The 18,041-nt window shown below is 73.8% G+C and carries 16 protein-coding genes; 12 read left to right on the plus strand and 4 right to left on the minus strand.

The annotated features are described in order from the left end of the window. Nucleotides 1–79: 79 nt before the first annotated feature. Nucleotides 80–1,906: a DAK2 domain-containing protein gene (locus tag AB0L29_RS08970; protein ID WP_365824875.1), complete on the plus strand. Its 1,827-nt coding sequence runs from the start codon at nucleotides 80–82 to the stop codon at nucleotides 1,904–1,906. A 31-nt stretch (nucleotides 1,907–1,937) separates the two neighbouring features. Here AB0L29_RS08970 and AB0L29_RS08975 read toward each other — a convergent pair whose 3' ends face one another. Beyond that, on the minus strand, nucleotides 1,938–4,991 hold the full coding sequence (locus AB0L29_RS08975) for a tetratricopeptide repeat protein (RefSeq protein ID WP_365824877.1): 3,054 nt from the start codon (nucleotides 4,989–4,991) through the stop codon (nucleotides 1,938–1,940). Continuing rightward, on the minus strand, nucleotides 4,988–6,826 hold the full coding sequence (locus tag AB0L29_RS08980) for an HSP90 family protein (protein ID WP_365824879.1): 1,839 nt from the start codon (nucleotides 6,824–6,826) through the stop codon (nucleotides 4,988–4,990). The genes AB0L29_RS08975 and AB0L29_RS08980 overlap by 4 nt, the downstream gene beginning before the upstream one ends. Before the next feature lie 189 nt (nucleotides 6,827–7,015). Here AB0L29_RS08980 and recG point away from each other — a divergent pair, with 189 nt between their 5' ends. From recG to mutM, 8 genes are all read left to right on the plus strand, one after another. Next, nucleotides 7,016–9,253 carry an ATP-dependent DNA helicase RecG gene (recG, locus tag AB0L29_RS08985; protein WP_365824881.1) on the plus strand — a complete coding sequence of 746 codons (2,238 nt, stop codon included), beginning with the start codon at nucleotides 7,016–7,018 and terminating at the stop codon, nucleotides 9,251–9,253. Between the two features lie 50 nt (nucleotides 9,254–9,303). Then, nucleotides 9,304–9,891, plus strand: coding sequence for a 16S rRNA (guanine(966)-N(2))-methyltransferase RsmD (gene rsmD / locus AB0L29_RS08990; RefSeq protein WP_365824883.1), 588 nt, complete (start codon nucleotides 9,304–9,306; stop codon nucleotides 9,889–9,891). A gap of 26 nt (nucleotides 9,892–9,917) precedes the next feature. Further along, on the plus strand, nucleotides 9,918–10,397 hold the full coding sequence (coaD, locus tag AB0L29_RS08995) for a pantetheine-phosphate adenylyltransferase (protein WP_365825159.1): 480 nt from the start codon (nucleotides 9,918–9,920) through the stop codon (nucleotides 10,395–10,397). A 120-nt stretch (nucleotides 10,398–10,517) separates the two neighbouring features. Then, nucleotides 10,518–11,570 carry an ATP synthase F0 subunit B gene (locus tag AB0L29_RS09000; RefSeq protein ID WP_365824885.1) on the plus strand — a complete coding sequence of 351 codons (1,053 nt, stop codon included), beginning with the start codon at nucleotides 10,518–10,520 and terminating at the stop codon, nucleotides 11,568–11,570. A 134-nt stretch (nucleotides 11,571–11,704) separates the two neighbouring features. Then, a complete protein-coding gene (locus AB0L29_RS09005) occupies nucleotides 11,705–12,349 on the plus strand; it encodes a YceD family protein (RefSeq protein WP_365824887.1) in 645 nt (214 codons plus the stop codon). Between the two features lie 2 nt (nucleotides 12,350–12,351). Next, complete coding sequence (rpmF, locus tag AB0L29_RS09010) at nucleotides 12,352–12,525, plus strand: 50S ribosomal protein L32 (protein ID WP_003951102.1); 174 nt, start codon at nucleotides 12,352–12,354, stop codon at nucleotides 12,523–12,525. 19 nt (nucleotides 12,526–12,544) lie between these two features. Continuing rightward, nucleotides 12,545–13,351 (plus strand): ribonuclease III, encoded by an 807-nt coding sequence (gene rnc, locus AB0L29_RS09015; protein WP_365824889.1) that lies wholly within the window; start codon nucleotides 12,545–12,547, stop codon nucleotides 13,349–13,351. Nucleotides 13,352–13,547: 196 nt separating this feature from the next. Beyond that, nucleotides 13,548–14,408 (plus strand): bifunctional DNA-formamidopyrimidine glycosylase/DNA-(apurinic or apyrimidinic site) lyase, encoded by an 861-nt coding sequence (mutM, locus tag AB0L29_RS09020; protein ID WP_365824891.1) that lies wholly within the window; start codon nucleotides 13,548–13,550, stop codon nucleotides 14,406–14,408. Here the strand turns inward: mutM and AB0L29_RS09025 are convergent. Next, nucleotides 14,398–14,808, minus strand: a complete 411-nt coding sequence (locus AB0L29_RS09025; RefSeq protein ID WP_365824893.1) for a helix-turn-helix domain-containing protein — start codon at nucleotides 14,806–14,808, stop codon at nucleotides 14,398–14,400. The genes mutM and AB0L29_RS09025 overlap by 11 nt on opposite strands. 148 nt (nucleotides 14,809–14,956) lie before the next feature. On the opposite strand from AB0L29_RS09025, the gene AB0L29_RS09030 reads away from it, so the two are divergent. Continuing rightward, nucleotides 14,957–15,541, plus strand: a complete 585-nt coding sequence (locus AB0L29_RS09030) for a flavodoxin family protein (protein WP_365824895.1) — start codon at nucleotides 14,957–14,959, stop codon at nucleotides 15,539–15,541. A 69-nt stretch (nucleotides 15,542–15,610) separates the two neighbouring features. On the opposite strand, the gene AB0L29_RS09035 is transcribed toward AB0L29_RS09030, so the two are convergent. Continuing rightward, the gene (locus AB0L29_RS09035) at nucleotides 15,611–16,894 is read right to left on the minus strand and encodes a CAP domain-containing protein (protein ID WP_365824897.1); all 1,284 of its coding nucleotides are present in this window, start codon (nucleotides 16,892–16,894) and stop codon (nucleotides 15,611–15,613) included. Between the two features lie 161 nt (nucleotides 16,895–17,055). Here AB0L29_RS09035 and AB0L29_RS09040 point away from each other — a divergent pair, with 161 nt between their 5' ends. Then, on the plus strand, nucleotides 17,056–17,337 hold the full coding sequence (locus tag AB0L29_RS09040; protein WP_365824899.1) for an acylphosphatase: 282 nt from the start codon (nucleotides 17,056–17,058) through the stop codon (nucleotides 17,335–17,337). A 366-nt stretch (nucleotides 17,338–17,703) separates the two neighbouring features. Beyond that, nucleotides 17,704–17,907: a hypothetical protein gene (locus AB0L29_RS09045; RefSeq protein WP_365824901.1), complete on the plus strand. Its 204-nt coding sequence runs from the start codon at nucleotides 17,704–17,706 to the stop codon at nucleotides 17,905–17,907. Nucleotides 17,908–18,041: the final 134 nt, after the last annotated feature.

Below are 18,041 nucleotides of genomic sequence, written 5' to 3' on the forward strand. Positions count from 1 at the left end.
CCGGCCTCGGCCCTCTTCCGCCGGGCACCGCCCCGGGGTCTACGCTGCGTGCCACGTCCAGCAGCTCAGGGAGGCGCAGGTGGCGCAGGTGCCGCAGACATTCTTCGATGCTCTCGCGGTGCGCGCCTGGTGCGGTCTCGCGCTCGAGGCGCTGGGGCGGGCGCGCGAGGAGATCGACGCGATCAACGTCTATCCCGTGGCCGACGGGGACACCGGAACGAACCTGTACCTGACCGTCGAGTCGGCGGTCGGCGCGGTCGAGGCGGTCTTCGCGGGGCACGGGGCCGGTCCCGGCGACGCCGGGGGGCCCACGCTCGCCGAGGCCGCGCGGGCGATGGCGCACGGGGCGCTGATCGGCGCCCGCGGGAACTCCGGGACGATCCTGGCGCAGCTGCTGCGCGGGATGGCGCAGGTGCTCGCCGCCGAGGAGGGGACGGTCCGCGCCGACGCCCGGGGCCTGCGGCTCGCCCTGCGGCACGCCGCCGACTCCGCCCGGCAGGCCGTGGCCCACCCCGTCGAGGGCACGGTCCTCACGGTCGCCTCGGCCGCCGCCGACGCGGCCGGCGGCGTCGAGGGCGACTGCGGGGCGGTCGCCCGGGCGGCCTACGAGGGGGCGTGCACGGCCCTCGCCGCGACACCGGGGCAGCTGGCCGTCCTGGAGCGGGCCGGGGTGGTCGACGCCGGCGGCCGGGGCCTGGTCGCGGTGCTCGCGGCACTGGTGGAGACGTTCACGGGGGAGGTTCCCAGGGCGGTGGCGAGGGGGCCGGTCGCCGGGGAGCACGCGCGCGTGGCCCCCGGGGACGGGGCGGCCGGGCACGGGCACGCGCGCGCGAAGGCCCCCGGGCGGGCGGGGCCGGACACTCTCGTGGGACTCCCCGCCCCGGCGGCACCCCCTGCCCCCGTGGCGTGCGCCGGCGGGGCCGGCCCCGCCGGCGGCCTCGGCGAGGGCGCCGAAGCCGTGCCCGCGCCGGCCGGCCACGGCGGTCCGGCCTTCGAGGTGATCTACCTGCTGGAGGCCGGGGACGCCGCCGTCGCGCGCCTGCGGGAGCGGCTCGACGCCCTCGGGGACTCGCTGGTCGTGGTCGGCGGCGACGGGCTGTGGAACGTCCACGTGCACGTCGACGACGCCGGTGCCGCCGTCGAGGCGGGCGTCGAGGCCGGGCGGCCGTACCGGATCCGGATCACGCACTTCGGCGCCGGCGACGTGCACACCGCCGGCGCCGGGCGGTCGCCCCGGGAACGCGTCCAGCGGGCCGTCGTGGCCGTGGTGCCCGGCGAGGGCCTGGCCGGGCTGTACACCGAGGCCGGCGCGACCACGGTGCTGGCGCGGCCGGGGGAGCCGCCCGCGAGCGGGGAGCTCGTGGAGGCCGTGCGGCGGGCGCACGCGCGCGAGGTCGTGCTGCTGCCCAACGACGCCGAACTGCGCCACACCGCCGCCGCGGCGGCCGAGCAGGCCCGCGCGGAGGGCATCCGCGTGGCCCTCATCCCGACCCGCTCCGCGGTGCAGGGGATCGCGGCGCTCGCCGTGCACGAGCCGGAGCGGCGCTTCGACGAGGACGTCGTGTCGATGACCTCGGCGGCGGGCGCCACCCGCTACGCCGAGGTCACCGTCGCGGAACGGCAGTCCTGGACCATGGCCGGCATCTGCCAGGCCGGCGACGTCCTCGGGCTCGTCGACGGCGACGTGGCCGTGATCGGCTCGGACGTCACGGCCACCGCCGAGACCGTCGTGGACCGCATGCTCGCGGCCGGCGGCGAGATGGTCACCCTGGTCCTCGGCGACGAGGCGCCCGACTCCGTCGCCGAGCACCTGCAGGCCCGGGTCCGCGAGAGGTACCTCGCCGTCGACACGGTGGTCTACCGGGGCGGACGGCAGGGAGCGCTGCTGCTCATCGGGGTCGAGTAGCCGCCGCGTAACCTCAGTCCGCCGCGTAACCTCAGTCCGCCGGGTCCGCCGGGTCCGCCGGGTCCGCCGGGTCCGCCGGGTCCGCCGGGTCCGCCGGGTCCGGCGCGTCTGGTGCGTCCGTCGTCTCCGACACGAGGTGGAGCAGCTGTTCCGCCTCCGCCCGCCGGGCCCGTACCGCCTCGCCGCCGTCGGGGCCGTCGTACGCCTCGCAGGCCGCCAGTACGCCGCGCGCGCGTGCCGCCGCCTCGGCCGGGCGGCCCAGGTCGGCCTCCAGCCGGCCCGCGGCGAGCTCCGCGCCGGTGCGGCCGGGCAGGGCGGCGTCCCCGAGGGAGGCGAACACCCCGGCCGCCCGCACCGCCTGCGACAGGGCCTCCTCCAGCACGGCACGGACCGCGGCGTCCCCGGCGTCCCGCGCCCCCTGCGCCCTCCCGGCGGCGGAGTGGGCCAGCAGGTCGCCGAACTGCCGGTGGGTGTGGCCCAGTTCGGCGACGAGCCGCCGCCGGGACTCCTCCCCGGCCGCCGGGTCCGGTGCCGAGGCCAGCGCCGCCTCGCACTCCCGCACCGCGTCCGCCATCAGGCCGCGGGCCCGGTCCGGGCCGTCCTCCAGGCGCAGCACCAGCCACGCGCGCGCACGCAGGGAGCGGACCAGGCCGTGGACGTCGCCGAGCTCGCGCCACAGGTCGCCCGCGCGCGCGTACGCCCGCTCCGCCTCCTCGGCCAGCCCCGCCTCCCCGAGGGACTCACCGGCGAGGTGGGCGAGGGTCGCGTGGTCCTGCTGCTCGGGCCAGTGCCGGGCGATCTCGGCGGCCTGCAGACGCCGTTCGGCGGCCGCCCGGTGCTCGCCGAGCTCGCTCAGGCAGTCGCCGAGCCACCACTGCGCCTGGACGATCGCGCCGTCGCCGTGCGTCTCGGCCGTCAGGTCGGGCAGCACCGACTCCAGGACCTCCGCGGCCTCGGCCCACCGCCCCTGCCGCAGCAGGAACCCGCCGAGCTGGTGCCGCGCCCAGGCGCCCAGGACCGCCCCCTCGCCGGCCTCGTCGGCCCAGTGCGCCGCCTCCAGGGCGTGCCCGGCGGCCTCCCCGGCCGCTCCCCGCCCGCCGAGCACCTCGGCGAGCTGCAGGTGCAGCTGGGCCCGTCCGGCCGGCTCCACGTGCGGCCCGCCGTGCTCCAGGGCCGCCCTCAGGGCCCGCTCCGCCTCGGCCATGTCGCCGAGGTGGTGGGCGAGGGAGGCCAGCCGGGCCTCGTACTCCACCGCGAACCACGGCAGCCCCGCCTCGACGAACTCGGCCGCGGCCCGCGCGAACAGCCGCGCCGCCTCCGCCAGGTCCCCGCCGCGGCCCGCCAGCTCGGCGAGCATCGCCCGCGCCTCCGCGGCCCGCGCGGCGAGCCGCACGTCCTCCCCGGTGCGCTCCCCGACGAGCGCGAGCACCTCCCGGGCGGCGGCCTGTGCGTCGGCCTGTGCGCCGGCCAGGCCCTGTTCCCGCCCGGGCTCCTCGCACGCGTGCACCCGACGCATCAGGATCCGCGCCCGCGCCATCACCACGGACGCCGTCTGCAGGACCTGTGTGCCGCCCCGCGCGTACAGCGCGAGGACCGTGTCGTAGGGCTCGGCGACCGCGGCCAGCGCCTCGTCCACGTCCCCCGCCAGGGCGCGTGCGTACGCCGCACGCGCGCGTGCCGCCAGCGCCTCCCCCGGGTCGCCCGCCTCCGCGTACAGCGCGGCGGCCCGCTCGAAGAGCCCGGCTCCCCCGGGGCCCAGGCCCATCGCCTCGTGGTCGGCGATCTCCGCCCGGTCGCGCGGGTCCAGCCGGGTGTCCCGCGCGGCCCGGGCGACCGCCGCCCACGCCTCCACGGCGTGCGGCTGAAGGGTGTCCGACAGCCGCCGCGCCTCGGCGAGCAGCGCCGGCAGATCCGCCTCCCCGGCGGGCGCGGCCACCGGGGGAGCCGCCACCGGAGCGGCCGGGGCCGGACGCGCCGACCGCACCCCCAGCGGCAGCCGTTCCACCAGCGGCCGCCGGTCCATGCGCGCGCGTGCCCGCTCGCCGACGTACGGGGTGCCGTTGCGCTCGTCGAAGCGCGCGGCGAGCGCGAGGGCCTCCGCACGCGCGTGCGCGGCGAGTTCGCGCGCGGTCCACGCCCGCCCGGCCGGCCCCGGCACCTGCCGCCCGCCGAGCCCGAGACCGGTCAGGCGGTCCATGAGCAGGGCCACCACGCACAGGAAGTCCAGCTTGCTGCGCGGATCCCCGTCGTCCGTGAAGTACGCCGGCCGCTCGGCGAGCAGTTCCAGGCCGCGTGCCTCGTTGCCGGTCAGCGCGCAGAACTCCACGTGGTCCGCGTACGCGCCGCGCATGCTCTCCATGGCCCGTACGAGCCGGAAGCCCCGCAGGTGGTTGGCGCGCGCCTCGTCCGGGCGGCCCAGCCGCAGCAGCGGCACCAGGGAGGAGGCGAGCACGGTGTGCGGTTCGTGGGCGCAGGTGAACTCGCCCTCCAGCACCGGCCGCCACAGGTCGAGCGCCTCGGCGTCCCGGCCCCGCTGCGACTGCCACCAGCCCTGTCCGTGCAGCTCGCACGCGTGGCAGTCGGCCATGCCGTCGCGTTCCGCGGCCAGCCACGCGGCGTACGCCCGCTCGGCGCGCCCGACGTCCCCGATGTGCGCGGCCACGCTGAACTCCGCGCTGCGCACGGCTCGCTCGGAGTACCCGGCGAGCCGGTAGCGGTGCTCCATCTCACCGAGCCACTTCTCGATGGAGGCGAGCGGGACGTGCGGCTGGCCGAGCATGCCGGCCGACACCCACTTGAAGACCCAGTGCAGGGAGTGGGTCTCGTACTCGTCGAAGTCCTCGGGGCGTTCGTCCCACATGCGCAGCAGCCGCGCGAACGGGACGAACATCTTGTCCTTCTCGGAGCTGTAGTTGTAGACCTTCAGCTGGTGTCCGAGCGCCTCGATCACGGCGAGCGGGATGTTCAGCCTCTCGGCCTCGGCGAGCAGCCGCTCCGCGCGCGCGTTGCGGGCCGGTCCCTCCGGTTGCTCGGAGTTCTCCGCCATCGCCCGGCGGAGCGCGTCGAAGTCCGTGATCTCACTCATCGGTGACCGTCCTCGCGGTGCGTGGCCCATTCCAGCAGGCCGATGAAGGCGCGGTTCAGCAGCGCCGAGTCGGCGGGCCGCAGCGGCCGCTGCGCCATCAGCAGGGCCTGCCCGTACAGGGACTCGGCGGCGGTGCCGATCAGCTCCGCGTCGGGCAGCGCGCTGATCCGCCGTACCAGCGGGTTGAGGTGGTTGAGCACCAGACGTGCGCGCGGGGCGCTGCCGCGCAGCGAGCCCAGGATGCCCGCCCACAGGTCGTCGGCCTGCGCCTCGGCCTCGGCCCGGGCCTGTTCGTGCCGGGCCTGACGGTCGTCCAGGTGCAGCGCGGGCACGGACAGCGGGTGGAAGGCCCGCAGGACGACGTCGCAGCCCAGCGGGTCCAGCCTGGCCCGCGCGGCCGCCAGGAAGCCCGACAGGGCCAGTTCCTCGGCCGGGTCGACGGCGTCCAGGTGCGCGGTCACGGTGTCCGCGTCCAGCTCGGCGACGACCGTGCCCGGCCGCACCGACGGCAGCGCCTCGACCAGTTCGCCGTCGTAGGTGTAGCCGCCGTTGACCACCCCGATGCCCTGCGCGGACGCGATCGGCGCGACCTGGCGGTACTCCTCCACGGTCCGCGTGAAGTGCACCACCGGGTGGCGCTGCGCGAACTCCTCCAGCGACAGCCGCCCGTCGGTCGTCTCGAACGGCAGCCACGGCAGCATCGTGCGCAGCATCTCCCGGTCGTGCCGGGCCAGGGACTTCACGCCCAGGTGGTGCACCGACAGGAAGGCCGAGAGCCGTTCCGGATCACCGGCCGCCAGCCCCGTCAGCCAGGCGCGGATCCTTTCGCCCAGCACCTCCCGCACGCCGGCCAGCGTCTCGTCCTCGTACAGCGACTCGCGCGAGGCGGTGGGCCGCAGGCTGTCGGTGTCGAGCACGCAGCGCACGAAGAACGCCCAGTCGGGCAGCAGCTGTTCGGCCCGCTCGGTCAGCAGCATGCCCTTCAGGTGCACGCGGTGGCCCGCGCGCTGGGCCGGGCTGACCGCCGACGGCAGCACGTAGGCGACCCCGCGTACGCCGGCCAGCGGCACCGACAGGTCGATGGTGTCCAGCGGCGTGAACCCGAACAGGTCGTGGCAGTGCCGGGCGAGGGCCGCCCGGCGGGCGGCGGGGCCCGGGTACGGGCGGTCCCAGGGCGCGGGCAGGTCGGTGACCGCCTCGTCGCCCACCCGCACGTCGTACGGCAGCAGCGAGCCGAAGTCCCGCGCCAGCGCCAGCACGCGCCCGGCCTCCAGCCACTCGGCGGCACCCGCGCGCGCCACGAGGTGGACGGTGGTGCCCGGTTCGGGCCGCTCGGCCTGCGGCAGCGTGCGCACGGTGTAGGAGCCGTCGTCGCGGGCCGTCCACTCCACGGGCGGAGCGCCGGGGGTACGGGCGCTGCGGCTGACGACCCGGATCCGCTCCGCCACGACGAAACAGGCCAGCAGGCCGATGCCGAACTGCCCGAGGAAGCCGGAGCGGGCCTCCTGCAGGCCCTCGGCGCGCTTGGAGCTGCGCCCGATGGTGGCGAGCAGGTCGTGCACGTCCGCCTCGGTGAGCCCCACGCCGGTGTCCTCCACCCGCAGGGCGCCGTCCCGCGCGTGCAGCCGCACGCGGGCCGGGGCGCCGGGCTCCTCGGCGCGGCGGGCGGTGATGGCGTCCACGGCGTTCTGCAGCAGCTCGCGCAGGTACACCTTCGGGCTGGAGTAGAGGTGATGGGAGAGCAGGTCCACCAGACCGCGCAGGTCGACCTGGAACGTATGAGGGGACTGGGGCGGCTGGGGCGCCTGGGATGACTGTGAGATCTGGGAATCCATCGTCGCAGCGCCGGTGGGGGGACTCGCGACGGCGCGGGGTCGGGCGGTCCCGGTGAGGCGGTGACCGCGAGGGATGGCCGGAGCGCGTCATCCTAGGGCCCGAAGGAGCCGTCCGACCAGGGGTTTCCCCAGACGTGTGCGCCGTCTTCCGCCCGGCCGGCCACGGCGTTGTCAGTGCCGTGGTGTGCAATGGATCTCGTGCCCGCACTGCGAGAACCACTGGAACAACCCCTGAAGTCGGTGCTCGGCCCCGCCACCGCGAAGGTGATGGCCGAGCACCTCGGCCTGCGCACCGTCGGCGACCTCCTCCACCACTACCCGCGCAGATACGAGGAGCGCGGCCAGCTCACCCACCTCGCCGACCTCCCCATGGACGAGCACGTCACGGTGGTCGCCCAGGTCGCCGACGCCCGCCTGCACACCTTCGCCTCCGCCAAGGCCCCGCGCGGCAAGGGCCAGCGCCTGGAGGTGACCATCACGGACGGCAGCGGCCGGCTCCAGCTCGTCTTCTTCGGCGCCGGCGTCCACAAGCCCCACAAGGAGCTCCTGCCGGGCACCCGCGCGATGTTCGCCGGCAAGGTCTCCGTCTTCAACCGCCGCCTCCAACTCGCCCATCCGGCCTACGAGTTGCTGCGCGGCGACGGTGACGGGGGGGAGGAGACCGTCGAGACCTGGGCGGGCGCCCTGATCCCCCTCTACCCCGCCACCGCCAAGCTGGAGTCCTGGAAGATCGGCAAGGCCGTCCAGACGGTCCTGCCCAGCGCCCGCGAGGCCCTCGACCCGCTGCCGCCCGCCCTGCGCGAGGGCCGGGGCCTGATCCCCCTGCCCGAGGCCCTGCTCAAGATCCACCGCCCGCACACCAAGGCGGACATCGCCGACGCCCGCGCCCGCCTCAAATGGGACGAGGCCTTCGTCCTCCAGGTCGCCCTGGCCCGCCGCCGGCACGCCGACGCCCAGCTCCCGGCCGTCCCCCGCCGGCCCCGCCCCGACGGCCTCCTCACCGCCTTCGACGCCCGCCTCCCCTTCACCCTGACCGAGGGCCAGCAGAAGGTCTCCCGGGAGATCTTCGACGACCTGGCCACCGAGCACCCGATGCACCGGCTGCTCCAGGGAGAGGTGGGCTCGGGCAAGACGCTGGTCGCCCTGCGCGCCATGCTCGCCGTCGTCGACTCGGGCGGCCAGGCCGCGATGCTCGCGCCCACCGAGGTGCTCGCCCAGCAGCACCACCGGTCGGTCGTCGAGATGATGGGGGAGCTGGCCGAGGGCGGGATGCTCGGCGGGGCCGAGCAGGCCACGAAGGTCGTCCTGCTGACCGGCTCGATGGGCGCCGCCGCCCGCCGCCAGGCCCTGCTCGATCTGGCCACCGGCGAGGCGGGCATCGTCATCGGCACGCACGCGCTGATCGAGGACAAGGTGCAGTTCCACGACCTGGGCCTGGTCGTGGTGGACGAGCAGCACCGGTTCGGCGTCGAGCAGCGCGACGCCCTGCGCGGCAAGGGCAAGCAGCCGCCGCACCTGCTGGTCATGACCGCCACGCCCATTCCGCGCACGGTCGCCATGACCGTCTTCGGCGACCTGGAGACCTCCGTCCTGGACCAGCTCCCGGCCGGGCGTTCGCCCATCGCCAGCCATGTCGTCCCCGCCGCCGACAAGCCCCACTTCCTGTCCCGGGCCTGGGAGCGGGTCCGGGAGGAGGTGGCCGGCGGGCACCAGGCGTACGTCGTCTGCCCCCGCATCGGCGACGAGGAGGACGAGCCCGGGAAGGCGGGCCGGAAGAAGCCCCCCGCCTCCCCGGAGGACACGGCCGACAAGCGCCCGCCGCTCGCCGTCCTGGACGTGGCCGACCAGCTCGCGAAGGGGCCGCTGAAGGGACTGAGGGTCGAGGTCCTGCACGGCCGGATGCAGCCCGACGACAAGGACGCGGTGATGCGCCGCTTCGCCGCCGGCGAGACCGACGTCCTGGTCGCCACGACCGTCATCGAGGTCGGCGTCAACGTCCCCAACGCCACCGTCATGGTGATCATGGACGCCGACCGCTTCGGCGTCTCCCAGCTGCACCAGCTGCGCGGCCGGGTCGGCCGCGGTTCGGCCCCCGGCCTGTGCCTGCTGGTCACCGAGATGCCGGAGGCGAGCCCCGCCCGTCAGCGCCTGAACGCGGTCGCCGCCACCCTCGACGGCTTCGAGCTCTCCCGCATCGACCTCGAGCAGCGCCGCGAGGGCGACGTCCTCGGCCAGGCCCAGTCCGGCACCCGCTCCTCCCTGCGCATGCTCGCCGTCATCGAGGACGAGGAGATCATCGGCGAGGCCCGCGAGGAGGCCACCCGGCTCGTCGCGGCCGACCCGGACCTGGAGCACCTGCCCGGCCTGCGCACCGCGCTGGACGCCCTGCTGGACGAGGAGAGGGAGCGGTACCTGGAGAAGGGCTGACAGACTGGGAACGGCCACCACCCGCGCACACCGACAAGGACCAACAGGACATGACCCGCGTGATCGCCGGCCGGGCCGGCGGACGCCGCCTGGCCGTCCCGCCGGGGCACGGCACCCGCCCCACCTCCGACCGCGCGCGCGAGGGCCTGTTCTCCACCTGGCAGTCCCTGCTGGGCGGCCCCCTGGACGGCGAGCGCGTCCTCGACCTGTACGCCGGGTCCGGCGCCGTCGGCCTGGAGGCCCTGTCCCGCGGCGCGGGCCACACCCTGCTCGTGGAGGCCGACGCCCGGGCCGTGCGCACGGTCCGGGAGAACGTGAAGGCCCTCGGCCTGCCCGGCGCCGAGGTCAGGTCGGGCAAAGCGGAACAGATCATCCGTACGTCGTCGCCGCCCCGGCCGTACGACATCGTCTTCCTCGACCCCCCGTACGCCGTGTCCGACGGCGATCTTCGCGAGATTCTGCTCACACTCCGCTCGCAGGGGTGGCTCGCGGAGGAAGCCCTCGTCACCGTGGAGCGCAGCACCAGAGGCGGCGAATTCCGGTGGCCGGAGGGTTTCGAGGCGCTCAGGGCCCGTCGCTACGGCGAGGGAACGTTTTGGTACGGTCGCGCCGCCTCTACGTGCGAAGACGCACGATGACCGGACCGGAGAGCGAGGGATCACAAGTGCGCCGCGCCGTCTGTCCCGGGTCGTTCGACCCGATCACCAACGGACATCTCGACATCATCGCCCGCGCCTCCAGGCTCTACGACGAGGTCTACGTCGCGGTGATGATCAACCAGGCCAAGAAGGGCCTGTTCGGGATCGACGAGCGGATCGACCTGATCCGCCGGGTCACCGCCGAGTACGCCAACGTGCGGGTCGAGGCCTTCCACGGCCTGCTGGTCGACTTCTGCAAGCAGCGCGACATCCCCGCCATCGTCAAGGGCCTGCGCGCGGTCAGCGACTTCGACTACGAGCTGCAGATGGCCCAGATGAACAACGGCCTCTCCGGCGTCGAGACCCTCTTCATACCCACCAACCCCACCTACAGCTTCCTGTCCTCCTCCCTGGTCAAGGAGGTCGCCACCTGGGGCGGCGACGTCTCCCACCTGGTGCCGGAGGAGGTCCTCCAGGCCCTCGGCGCCAAGCTGCGCAAGGGCTGACGCGGCGCCGCCGGACCCCCGCGGTCCGACGGACCCTCACCCGCTGTCCCGCGGACGCCCCAGGGCCGTACAGTCGTCCCGTCCGTCTCCATCACAGCTGTAGAGAGTGGCGAGCACACGGTGGACGTGCAGAAGAAGCTCGACGAGATCGTCACCCTGGTCTCCGGGGCCCGGTCGATGCCCATGTCGGCCTCGTGCGTGGTCAACCGCGCGGAACTGCTCTCGATGCTTCAGGAGCTGCGGGCGGCGCTGCCCGACTCCCTCGCCCGGGCCCAGGAGCTGATCGGCGACCGCGAGCAACTGGTCGAGCAGGCCCGCCAGGAGGCCGAGCGGATCATCAAGGACGCGCACGCCGAGCGGGGCTCCCTGATCTCCGACACCGAGATCGCCCGCCGCTCCCAGGCCGAGGCCGACCGGATCCTCGCCGAGGCCCGCCAGGAGGCCGAGGAGATCCGCGCCGAGGCGGACGACTACGTCGACTCCAAGCTCGCCAACTTCGAGGTCGTCCTCACCAAGACCCTCGGCTCGGTCGGCCGGGGCCGCGAGAAGCTGCTCGGCACGGGCCCCGGCCTGGACGAGAACGGCTACGAGGACGAGGACGCCCCCGAGCGCAGCCACGACCCGCAGACCCTGCGCCGCACCGCCGACGAGTACGTCGACGCCAAGCTCGGCGCCTTCGAGGCGGTCCTCGCCAAGACCCTGGAGGCGGTCGGCCGCGGCCGGCAGAAGCTGCACGGCCGGATCGCCACCGACGACCTCGGCGCGCTGGCCGCCGACACCAGCACCCTCCAGCACTCCAGCGACGCGGACTACCTGGCCGGCCTGGCCGCCGTCGCGGACACCCCGGCCCAGCAGCCCCCGCAGCCCGCCCAGCAGCCCGCCGCGGCCTACGGCTACCAGCAGCAGGACCCGTACGGCGGCTACCAGCAGCAGGCCTACGGCCAGCAGGACCCGTACGCCTACCAGCAGGCCGACCCCTACGCCTACCACGGTTACGACGCCCAGCAGGCCGCGTACGACCCGAACCAGGCCCAGCAGGCGCCACAGGGCGACCAGGGGAACCAGGGGCACCAAGGACACCAGAACCACGCCCTCGACGAGACCAGCCTCTTCGACACCAGCATGATCAGCGCCGAGCAGCTGCGGGCCTACGAACAGGGACGCGGCCAGTAGACCGGCGCCGGATTGGGCCGTGAGCGAAAGGTCCAGTATCCTGGCTCTTCGGTCGCGCGTACGTCCGCGATCAACGCTGCCCCGGAACACCGGAGGGCGGCGTCCCCCGTGAGCTCGGAAGATCGAAAGCAGGAATGGCCCTGAACGCCCGCCTCGACCACCGCAACCCCCTCGTGTTCGACACGCACGAGCTGGGCCGGCGGCCTGGTGCGCTGCAGCGCCTGACCCGCACGGTCGACGCCCCCCGGGACCTCGGTATCCAGGGAGTCATCGGAGTGCCGGAAGGCGCCCCGGTGGAGCTCGAACTCCGCCTCGAGTCGGTCATGGAGGGGGTGCTCGTCACAGGCACCGCCCGTGCACGGGCCGAGGGGGAGTGCGTAAGGTGTCTGGAGCCGCTGGAGCTGGAGCTCGAAGCGGACTTCCAGGAGATGTTCTCGTACCCTGACGCCGACGACCGGGGCCGCCCCAAGGCGGAGCCGGCCGACGACGCCGAGGAAGACGAGGACAGGCTCTTCATCGAGGACGGCCTGTTCGACCTCGAACCCGTGCTGCGTGATGCGGTGGTGCTCGCACTGCCGATGCAGCCGGTGTGCCGGGAAGACTGCCCCGGCCTGTGCGCCGAGTGCGGAGCACGGCTGGCGGACGACCCGGACCACCACCATGACGCCGTCGACATCCGTTGGGCGGCTTTGCAGGGACTCGCCGACACCATGTCGGACGGCGAGAAGGACGAGATGAGCGGCGCCGAAGCGGGCGTCGACGAGAAGCAGGAGAAGTAGCCGTGGCTGTTCCGAAGCGGAAGATGTCGCGCAGCAACACGCGCCACCGCCGGTCGCAGTGGAAGGCTGCGGTCCCCACCCTGGTTGCGTGCGAGCGCTGCCACGAGCCCAAGCAGCAGCACATCGCGTGCCCGTCGTGCGGCACCTACAACAAGCGCCAGGTCCTCGAGGTCTGAGCGGCTGGTGAGAGGCACTGTGTCCACGCCGAAGAAAAACTCTGCGGACAACCAGGCCTCGTCCCACACGCTTCTGGAAGGGCGGCTCGGCTACAAGGTCGAGTCCGCCCTTCTGGTGCGAGCACTCACCCACCGTTCGTACGCGTACGAGAACGGCGGTCTGCCCACCAACGAACGGCTGGAGTTCCTCGGGGACTCCGTGCTCGGCCTGGTGGTCACGGACACGCTGTACCGCACCCACCCCGACCTGCCCGAGGGCCAGCTGGCCAAGCTGCGGGCCGCGGTGGTCAACTCGCGTGCGCTCGCGGAGGTGGGCCGCAGCCTCGACCTGGGCTCCTTCATCCGGCTGGGCCGCGGTGAAGAGGGCACGGGCGGGCGGGACAAGGCGTCCATCCTCGCCGACACCCTGGAAGCGGTGATCGGCGCGGTCTATCTCGACCAGGGCCTGGACTCGGCGGCGGAGCTGGTGCACCGCCTGTTCGACCCCCTGATCGAGAAGTCCTCCAACCTCGGTGCCGGCCTGGACTGGAAGACGTCCCTCCAGGAACTCACCGCGACCGAAGGGCTCGGTGTCCCCGAGTACCTGGTCACGGAGACCGGCCCCGACCACGAGAAGACCTTCACTGCTGCCGCCCGCGTCGGAGGCGTCTCGTACGGCACCGGCACCGGCCGCAGCAAGAAGGAGGCGGAGCAGCAGGCCGCCGAGTCCGCGTGGCGGTCCATCCGGGCCGCGGCGGACGAGCGCGCGAAGGCGGCGGCGGTGCAGCTCACCGCGGTCGTCGAACCCGCCGACGGGGAGGCCGGCGCCCCGTCGGCCTCCGCCTGACGAGCACCGGCAGGCGCCGCCCCGCACCGCGGTGAGCGGCGCCGGGGTGCGCGACCGCGCAGCCGTGCGCGGACCCGTGCCGGCGCGCACGGACCAACAGAGCACCCGAGCGCCCGCCCCTGCCCGGGGCCGGGCGCCCGGCTCGCACACCGGTCACCGGTCCCTCACCGTCACCGGTCCGTCTCCGGGGGAGCCCATGCCCGAGTTGCCCGAGGTCGAGGTCGTACGGCGCGGCCTGGAGCGGTGGGTCGCCCACCGGACCGTCGCCGAGGCCGAGGTGCTGCACCCGCGGGCGGTGCGCCGTCACCCGGCCGGTGCCGACGACTTCGCGCAGCGGCTCAAGGGGCATCGCATCGGCACGCCCAGCCGCCGCGGCAAGTACCTGTGGCTACCGCTGGAGGACACCGGCCAGGCGGTCCTGGCCCACCTCGGCATGAGCGGCCAGCTGCTCGTCCGGCCGCACGAGGCGCCCGACGAGAAGCACCTGAGGATCCGGGTGCGCTTCGCGGACGACCTGGGGACCGAGCTGCGCTTCGTCGACCAGCGCACCTTCGGCGGCCTGTCGCTGCACGACACCGGCCCCGAGGGCCTGCCCGACGTCATCGCGCACATCGCCCGCGACCCGCTCGACGAGCTCTTCGACGACGATGCCTTCCACCGGGCCCTGCGCCGCCGGCGCAGCACCGTCAAGCGGGCCCTGCTGGACCAGTCGCTGATCAGCGGCGTCGGCAACATCTACGCGGACGAGGCGCTGTGGCGCGCCCGCATCCACTACGAACGCCCCACGGCCACTTTCACGCGCCCCCGCACCCTCCAGCTCCTCGGCCACGTACGGGACGTGATGAACGCCGCCCTCACGGCGGGCGGCACCAGCTTCGACAGCCTCTACGTCAACGTCAACGGCGAGTCGGGCTACTTCGACCGCTCGCTCGACGCCTACGGCCGGGAGGGCCTGCCCTGCCGGCGCTGCGGCACGCCGATGCGGCGGCGGCCCTGGATGAACCGGTCCAGCTACTTCTGCCCGAAGTGCCAGCGGCCGCCCCGCCTCACGCCCTGAGGCCCTCGGCCCGGCCGGCGTCGTAGCGCTCCCGCGCCGCCAGGACGTCGTCCATGCTGCCCTCCAGGAAGTGGATGAGGGACAGCAGGCGCCGCGCGACCTCGTGGCCGAGCGGGGTCAGTTCGTAGTCCACGCGGGGCGGGTTGGTCGGCTGCGCCTCGCGGTGCACCAGGCCGTCGCGCTCCAGCGCGTGCAGCGTCTGGGACAGCATCTTCTCGCTCACGCCGTCCACCCGGCGGCGCAGTTCGTTGAACCGGAGCGAGCCCTCGTGCAGGGCGCCGAGCGTGAGCGCGCCCCAGCGGCCCGTGACGTGCTCCAGCGTGCCGCGCGAGGGACAGCTCTTGGCGAACACGTTGTACGGGAGGTTCTGCTCCTCGGTGCGCTCCTGCGTGACGCTCATGTCCCCAGCGTACGCGAGCACAGCACTAACCGACAGGTTGCACTAACCAAAAGTTAGTGCTTTCCTTTCGTTGGTTCCGGTGGAGGGCTGCCCCACCGAGCCGTCCCGTGCCGTTTTGCCCCGTCAAGCCTGCTGAGGAGCGTCCATCGTGACCACCCCCGTCGTCTCCATCGCCTACCACTCCGGCTTCGGACACACCGCCGTCCTCGCCGAGGCCGTCCGCTCCGGCGCCGCCGACGCCGGTGCCGAGGTGCATCTGATCGAGGTCGACGAGATCACCGAGGAGCAGTGGGCGATCCTCGACGGCTCGGACGCCGTCGTGTTCGGCTCGCCGACCTACATGGGCACGGCGTCCGGCGCCTTCCACGTCTTCGCGGAGGCGACCTCCAAGCGCTGGGCCGCGCAGGCGTGGCAGGACAAGCTGGCCGCCGGCTTCACCAACTCCGCGTCCAAGAGCGGCGACAAGCTGCACACCCTGCAGTTCTTCCAGATCCTCGCCGCGCAGCTCGGCATGCACTGGATCAACCTCGGCCTGCTGCCCGGCTGGAACAGCAGCACCGGATCCGAGCACGACCTCAACCGCCTCGGCGTCTTCGCCGGCGCCGCCGCCCAGACCAACGCCGACGAGGGCCCGGAGGCCGTCCACAAGGCCGACATCGCCACGGCCGAGCACCTGGGGCGCCGGGTGGCGCAGACGGCCCGGGTCTTCCTCCGCGGCCGGACCGCCGCCTGAGGACCACCGGGGTCCGTCCGGCGCCCCCCGGCCCACCTCACGGGCGGACCGGGGGCTTGCCGGGCGGCCCTAGTAGCCGAAGTTCTGGGTCCACCACGGGCCGCCCGACCCGAAGTGGACGCCCACGCCCAGCGTCTTGAAGTCGCAGTTGAGGATGTTGGCCCGGTGCCCCGGGCTGTTCATCCAGGCATCCATCACGGCCTGGGCGTCCGCCTGGCCCCGGGCTATGTTCTCGCCGCCGAGGCCGGTTATCCCCGCCTTCTCCGCCCGGTCCCAGGGCGTCGCGCCGTCGGGGTCGGTGTGGTCGAAGAAGCCGCGCGCGGCCATGTCCTCGCTGAAGTCCTGCGCCAGCCCGGTGAGCGCGCTGCTCGCGGCCACCGGGCTGCAGCCCACCTTGGCCCGCTCCTCGTTCACCAGCCTGAGCACCTCGGCGCCGGCGACGGCCTCCGCGGAGGTGAGCTCCGGGGAGCCGGGCGTCCGCGGCTTCTTCGAGGCCTCGCGCGTCGGCGAGGACGTCCGCGGCTGCTCCGGCGTCGCCTTCGGCTTCCTGCTCGCGGTGGCCGCCGGCTTCTTCCTCTCCTTCTCCTTCTCCGGCGTCGCGGTCGGCGCGGCCGGCGAGGACGAGGACGAGGGGGAGGACGGGGAGGAGGGCGCGGGCGAGGTGGAGCGCTCGGTGCCGGGGCCGGCCGGAGCGCTGCCGTACTGGTCCTCGGCGCTGCCCGACGTGCCGCCCAGCTCGGCCGGCGCGTTCGTCGGCAGGGTCCCGGCCTGCACGTTGTCGCTGCCGCTGCTGCCGCCGAGCTTGTAGTTGTCGAGGCCGGGCACGGCGCCCGTGGCGACCGCGACCGTCCCCAGGGCGACCGCGGCGGAGACGCCCAGCAGCCCGGTGCGCACCGGCGTCGCGGCCTTCTTCTTCCGGCGCCGGTGCGCACCCGCGCGCCGGGCCCCGCCGTCGGGCGCGAAGCCGTCAGCGGTGAAGTCGGTGGAGGTGAAGTCGGTGGCGGTGAAGTCGGTGGAGGTGAAGCCCTCGACGACGAAGTCGTCGGTGGTGAAGCCCTCGGTCCTGAAGCTGTCGCCCGGCAGGACGGCGGTGTCGGCGGCCGGGGAGCGGCCCCCGCCCGCGAGGTGGCCACCCGTACCGTCCTCCGGCGCGAAGAGGTAGGCCTCGCTCTTCGCGTAGGTCTCGGCGTACGCCTCGGGGTTCAGATAGGGCGCGATGCCCATCGTGGGGCGGTCACCGGCGTACGAGCCCAGCAGGTCGTGGCTCCCGGGCGAAGAGCTGTCGGCTTGGGTGACCCCCGTGGCGCGGCCCGTGGCGGCGCGGCCGGCGTCGGAGCGTCGGTGGCGTCCCATGTCCTGGCCTTCCTCGTTCTCGCGGTCGACTCGTTCTGGCGATCAACACAGAACTCACACGAACGAGTGAGTTTCATATGAGATTCATTGGGTCCGGACGGTACCGCATGTCGTGAGGGGAGGATGGGCCCGAGGGGACATTGACCGGTTAGGTTGCCCCCATGAGCGAGGAAGTGCGACTGGTCGCCTGGGTGCGAGGACGTGTCCAAGGTGTGGGTTTCCGCTGGTTCACGCGGGCCAAGGCCCTGGAGATCGGCGGCCTGAGTGGTTTTGCTCTCAATTTGGGCGACGGGCGGGTCCAGGTGGTCGCGGAGGGCCCGCGCGAGGACTGCGAAGCCCTTCTGAAATGGCTCCAGGGCGGCGACACGCCCGGACACGTGGACGGCGTCACCGAGATCTGGGACACACCGCGCGGCGGCTACGACGGCTTCTCGATCCGCTGACGGCGCTCCCCGGGCGGCCCCCGGATCCGCCGCGGACGGCCGCCCGGAACGGAAACGTCCTGGTGATTGCCGAGAACCGCTTGCCCTGACGGGCTCCGCGCGCAAGGATGATCGCCACGCCCCGAGGCCCCGCAGGAGTCGCACCGCCGCCCTTTCCGGCCGCGTGCCCCCGGCTCGCCCACCCGTACGGGGTGTGATCGTGTTGACCGTCAAACTTTTTGGTGAGACGCTGAAAACCCGCGCACCTTAGCTGTTTGGCATGGCTGAACGGCAGCACAACTCCAGGCCTGCCAAGCAACCGCGGGTGCACATCCCTCACGACCCACACCGCTTCGGTCGGTCACTCATTGTGGAGGACCATCCATCATGGCAAAGGCGCTTCTCGGTTACGTCGGCGGCTCCGACCCTCGACTCCTCGCCGAGATGCGACGGCTCCAGCAGCGCGTCCAGGACCTGGAATCCGAGCTCGTACGGATCCAGGCGGAGAAGGACGCCCTGCAGGCTGCCGCTTCTCACGACAGGATCATGGAGAGCGTTGACGCACACGAGGCGGAGCCTGCGCTCACCTGATCACTGCACCGCTCCACAACAGCACAGCAGTGGTCGGGTTGCCCGTCACAACCGCCACGTTGAAGTGCAAGGGACGCCTCGGCGTCCCTTCTTTCTTTCCCCCGCGCATCTTTTCACCGTCTTCAACGTCTGGT

This window comes from Streptomyces sp. NPDC052701 (assembly GCF_040678355.1).
GTDB lineage: Bacteria > Actinomycetota > Actinomycetes > Streptomycetales > Streptomycetaceae > Streptomyces.

What these genes read in the sequence shown, in the direction of transcription:
- AB0L29_RS08975 (WP_365824877.1), bottom strand. Translation starts at nt 4,991, where the DNA reads ATGAGTGAGATCACGGACTTCGACGCGCTCCGCCGGGCGATGGCGGAG.
- AB0L29_RS08980 (WP_365824879.1), bottom strand. Translation starts at nt 6,826, where the DNA reads ATGGATTCCCAGATCTCACAGTCATCCCAGGCGCCCCAGCCGCCCCAG.
- recG (WP_365824881.1), top strand. Translation starts at nt 7,016, where the DNA reads ATGGATCTCGTGCCCGCACTGCGAGAACCACTGGAACAACCCCTGAAG.
- rsmD (WP_365824883.1), top strand. Translation starts at nt 9,304, where the DNA reads ATGACCCGCGTGATCGCCGGCCGGGCCGGCGGACGCCGCCTGGCCGTC.
- AB0L29_RS09005 (WP_365824887.1), top strand. Translation starts at nt 11,705, where the DNA reads ATGGCCCTGAACGCCCGCCTCGACCACCGCAACCCCCTCGTGTTCGAC.
- mutM (WP_365824891.1), top strand. Translation starts at nt 13,548, where the DNA reads ATGCCCGAGTTGCCCGAGGTCGAGGTCGTACGGCGCGGCCTGGAGCGG.
- AB0L29_RS09025 (WP_365824893.1), bottom strand. Translation starts at nt 14,808, where the DNA reads ATGAGCGTCACGCAGGAGCGCACCGAGGAGCAGAACCTCCCGTACAAC.
- AB0L29_RS09035 (WP_365824897.1), bottom strand. Translation starts at nt 16,894, where the DNA reads ATGGGACGCCACCGACGCTCCGACGCCGGCCGCGCCGCCACGGGCCGC.
- AB0L29_RS09040 (WP_365824899.1), top strand. Translation starts at nt 17,056, where the DNA reads ATGAGCGAGGAAGTGCGACTGGTCGCCTGGGTGCGAGGACGTGTCCAA.
- AB0L29_RS09045 (WP_365824901.1), top strand. Translation starts at nt 17,704, where the DNA reads ATGGCAAAGGCGCTTCTCGGTTACGTCGGCGGCTCCGACCCTCGACTC.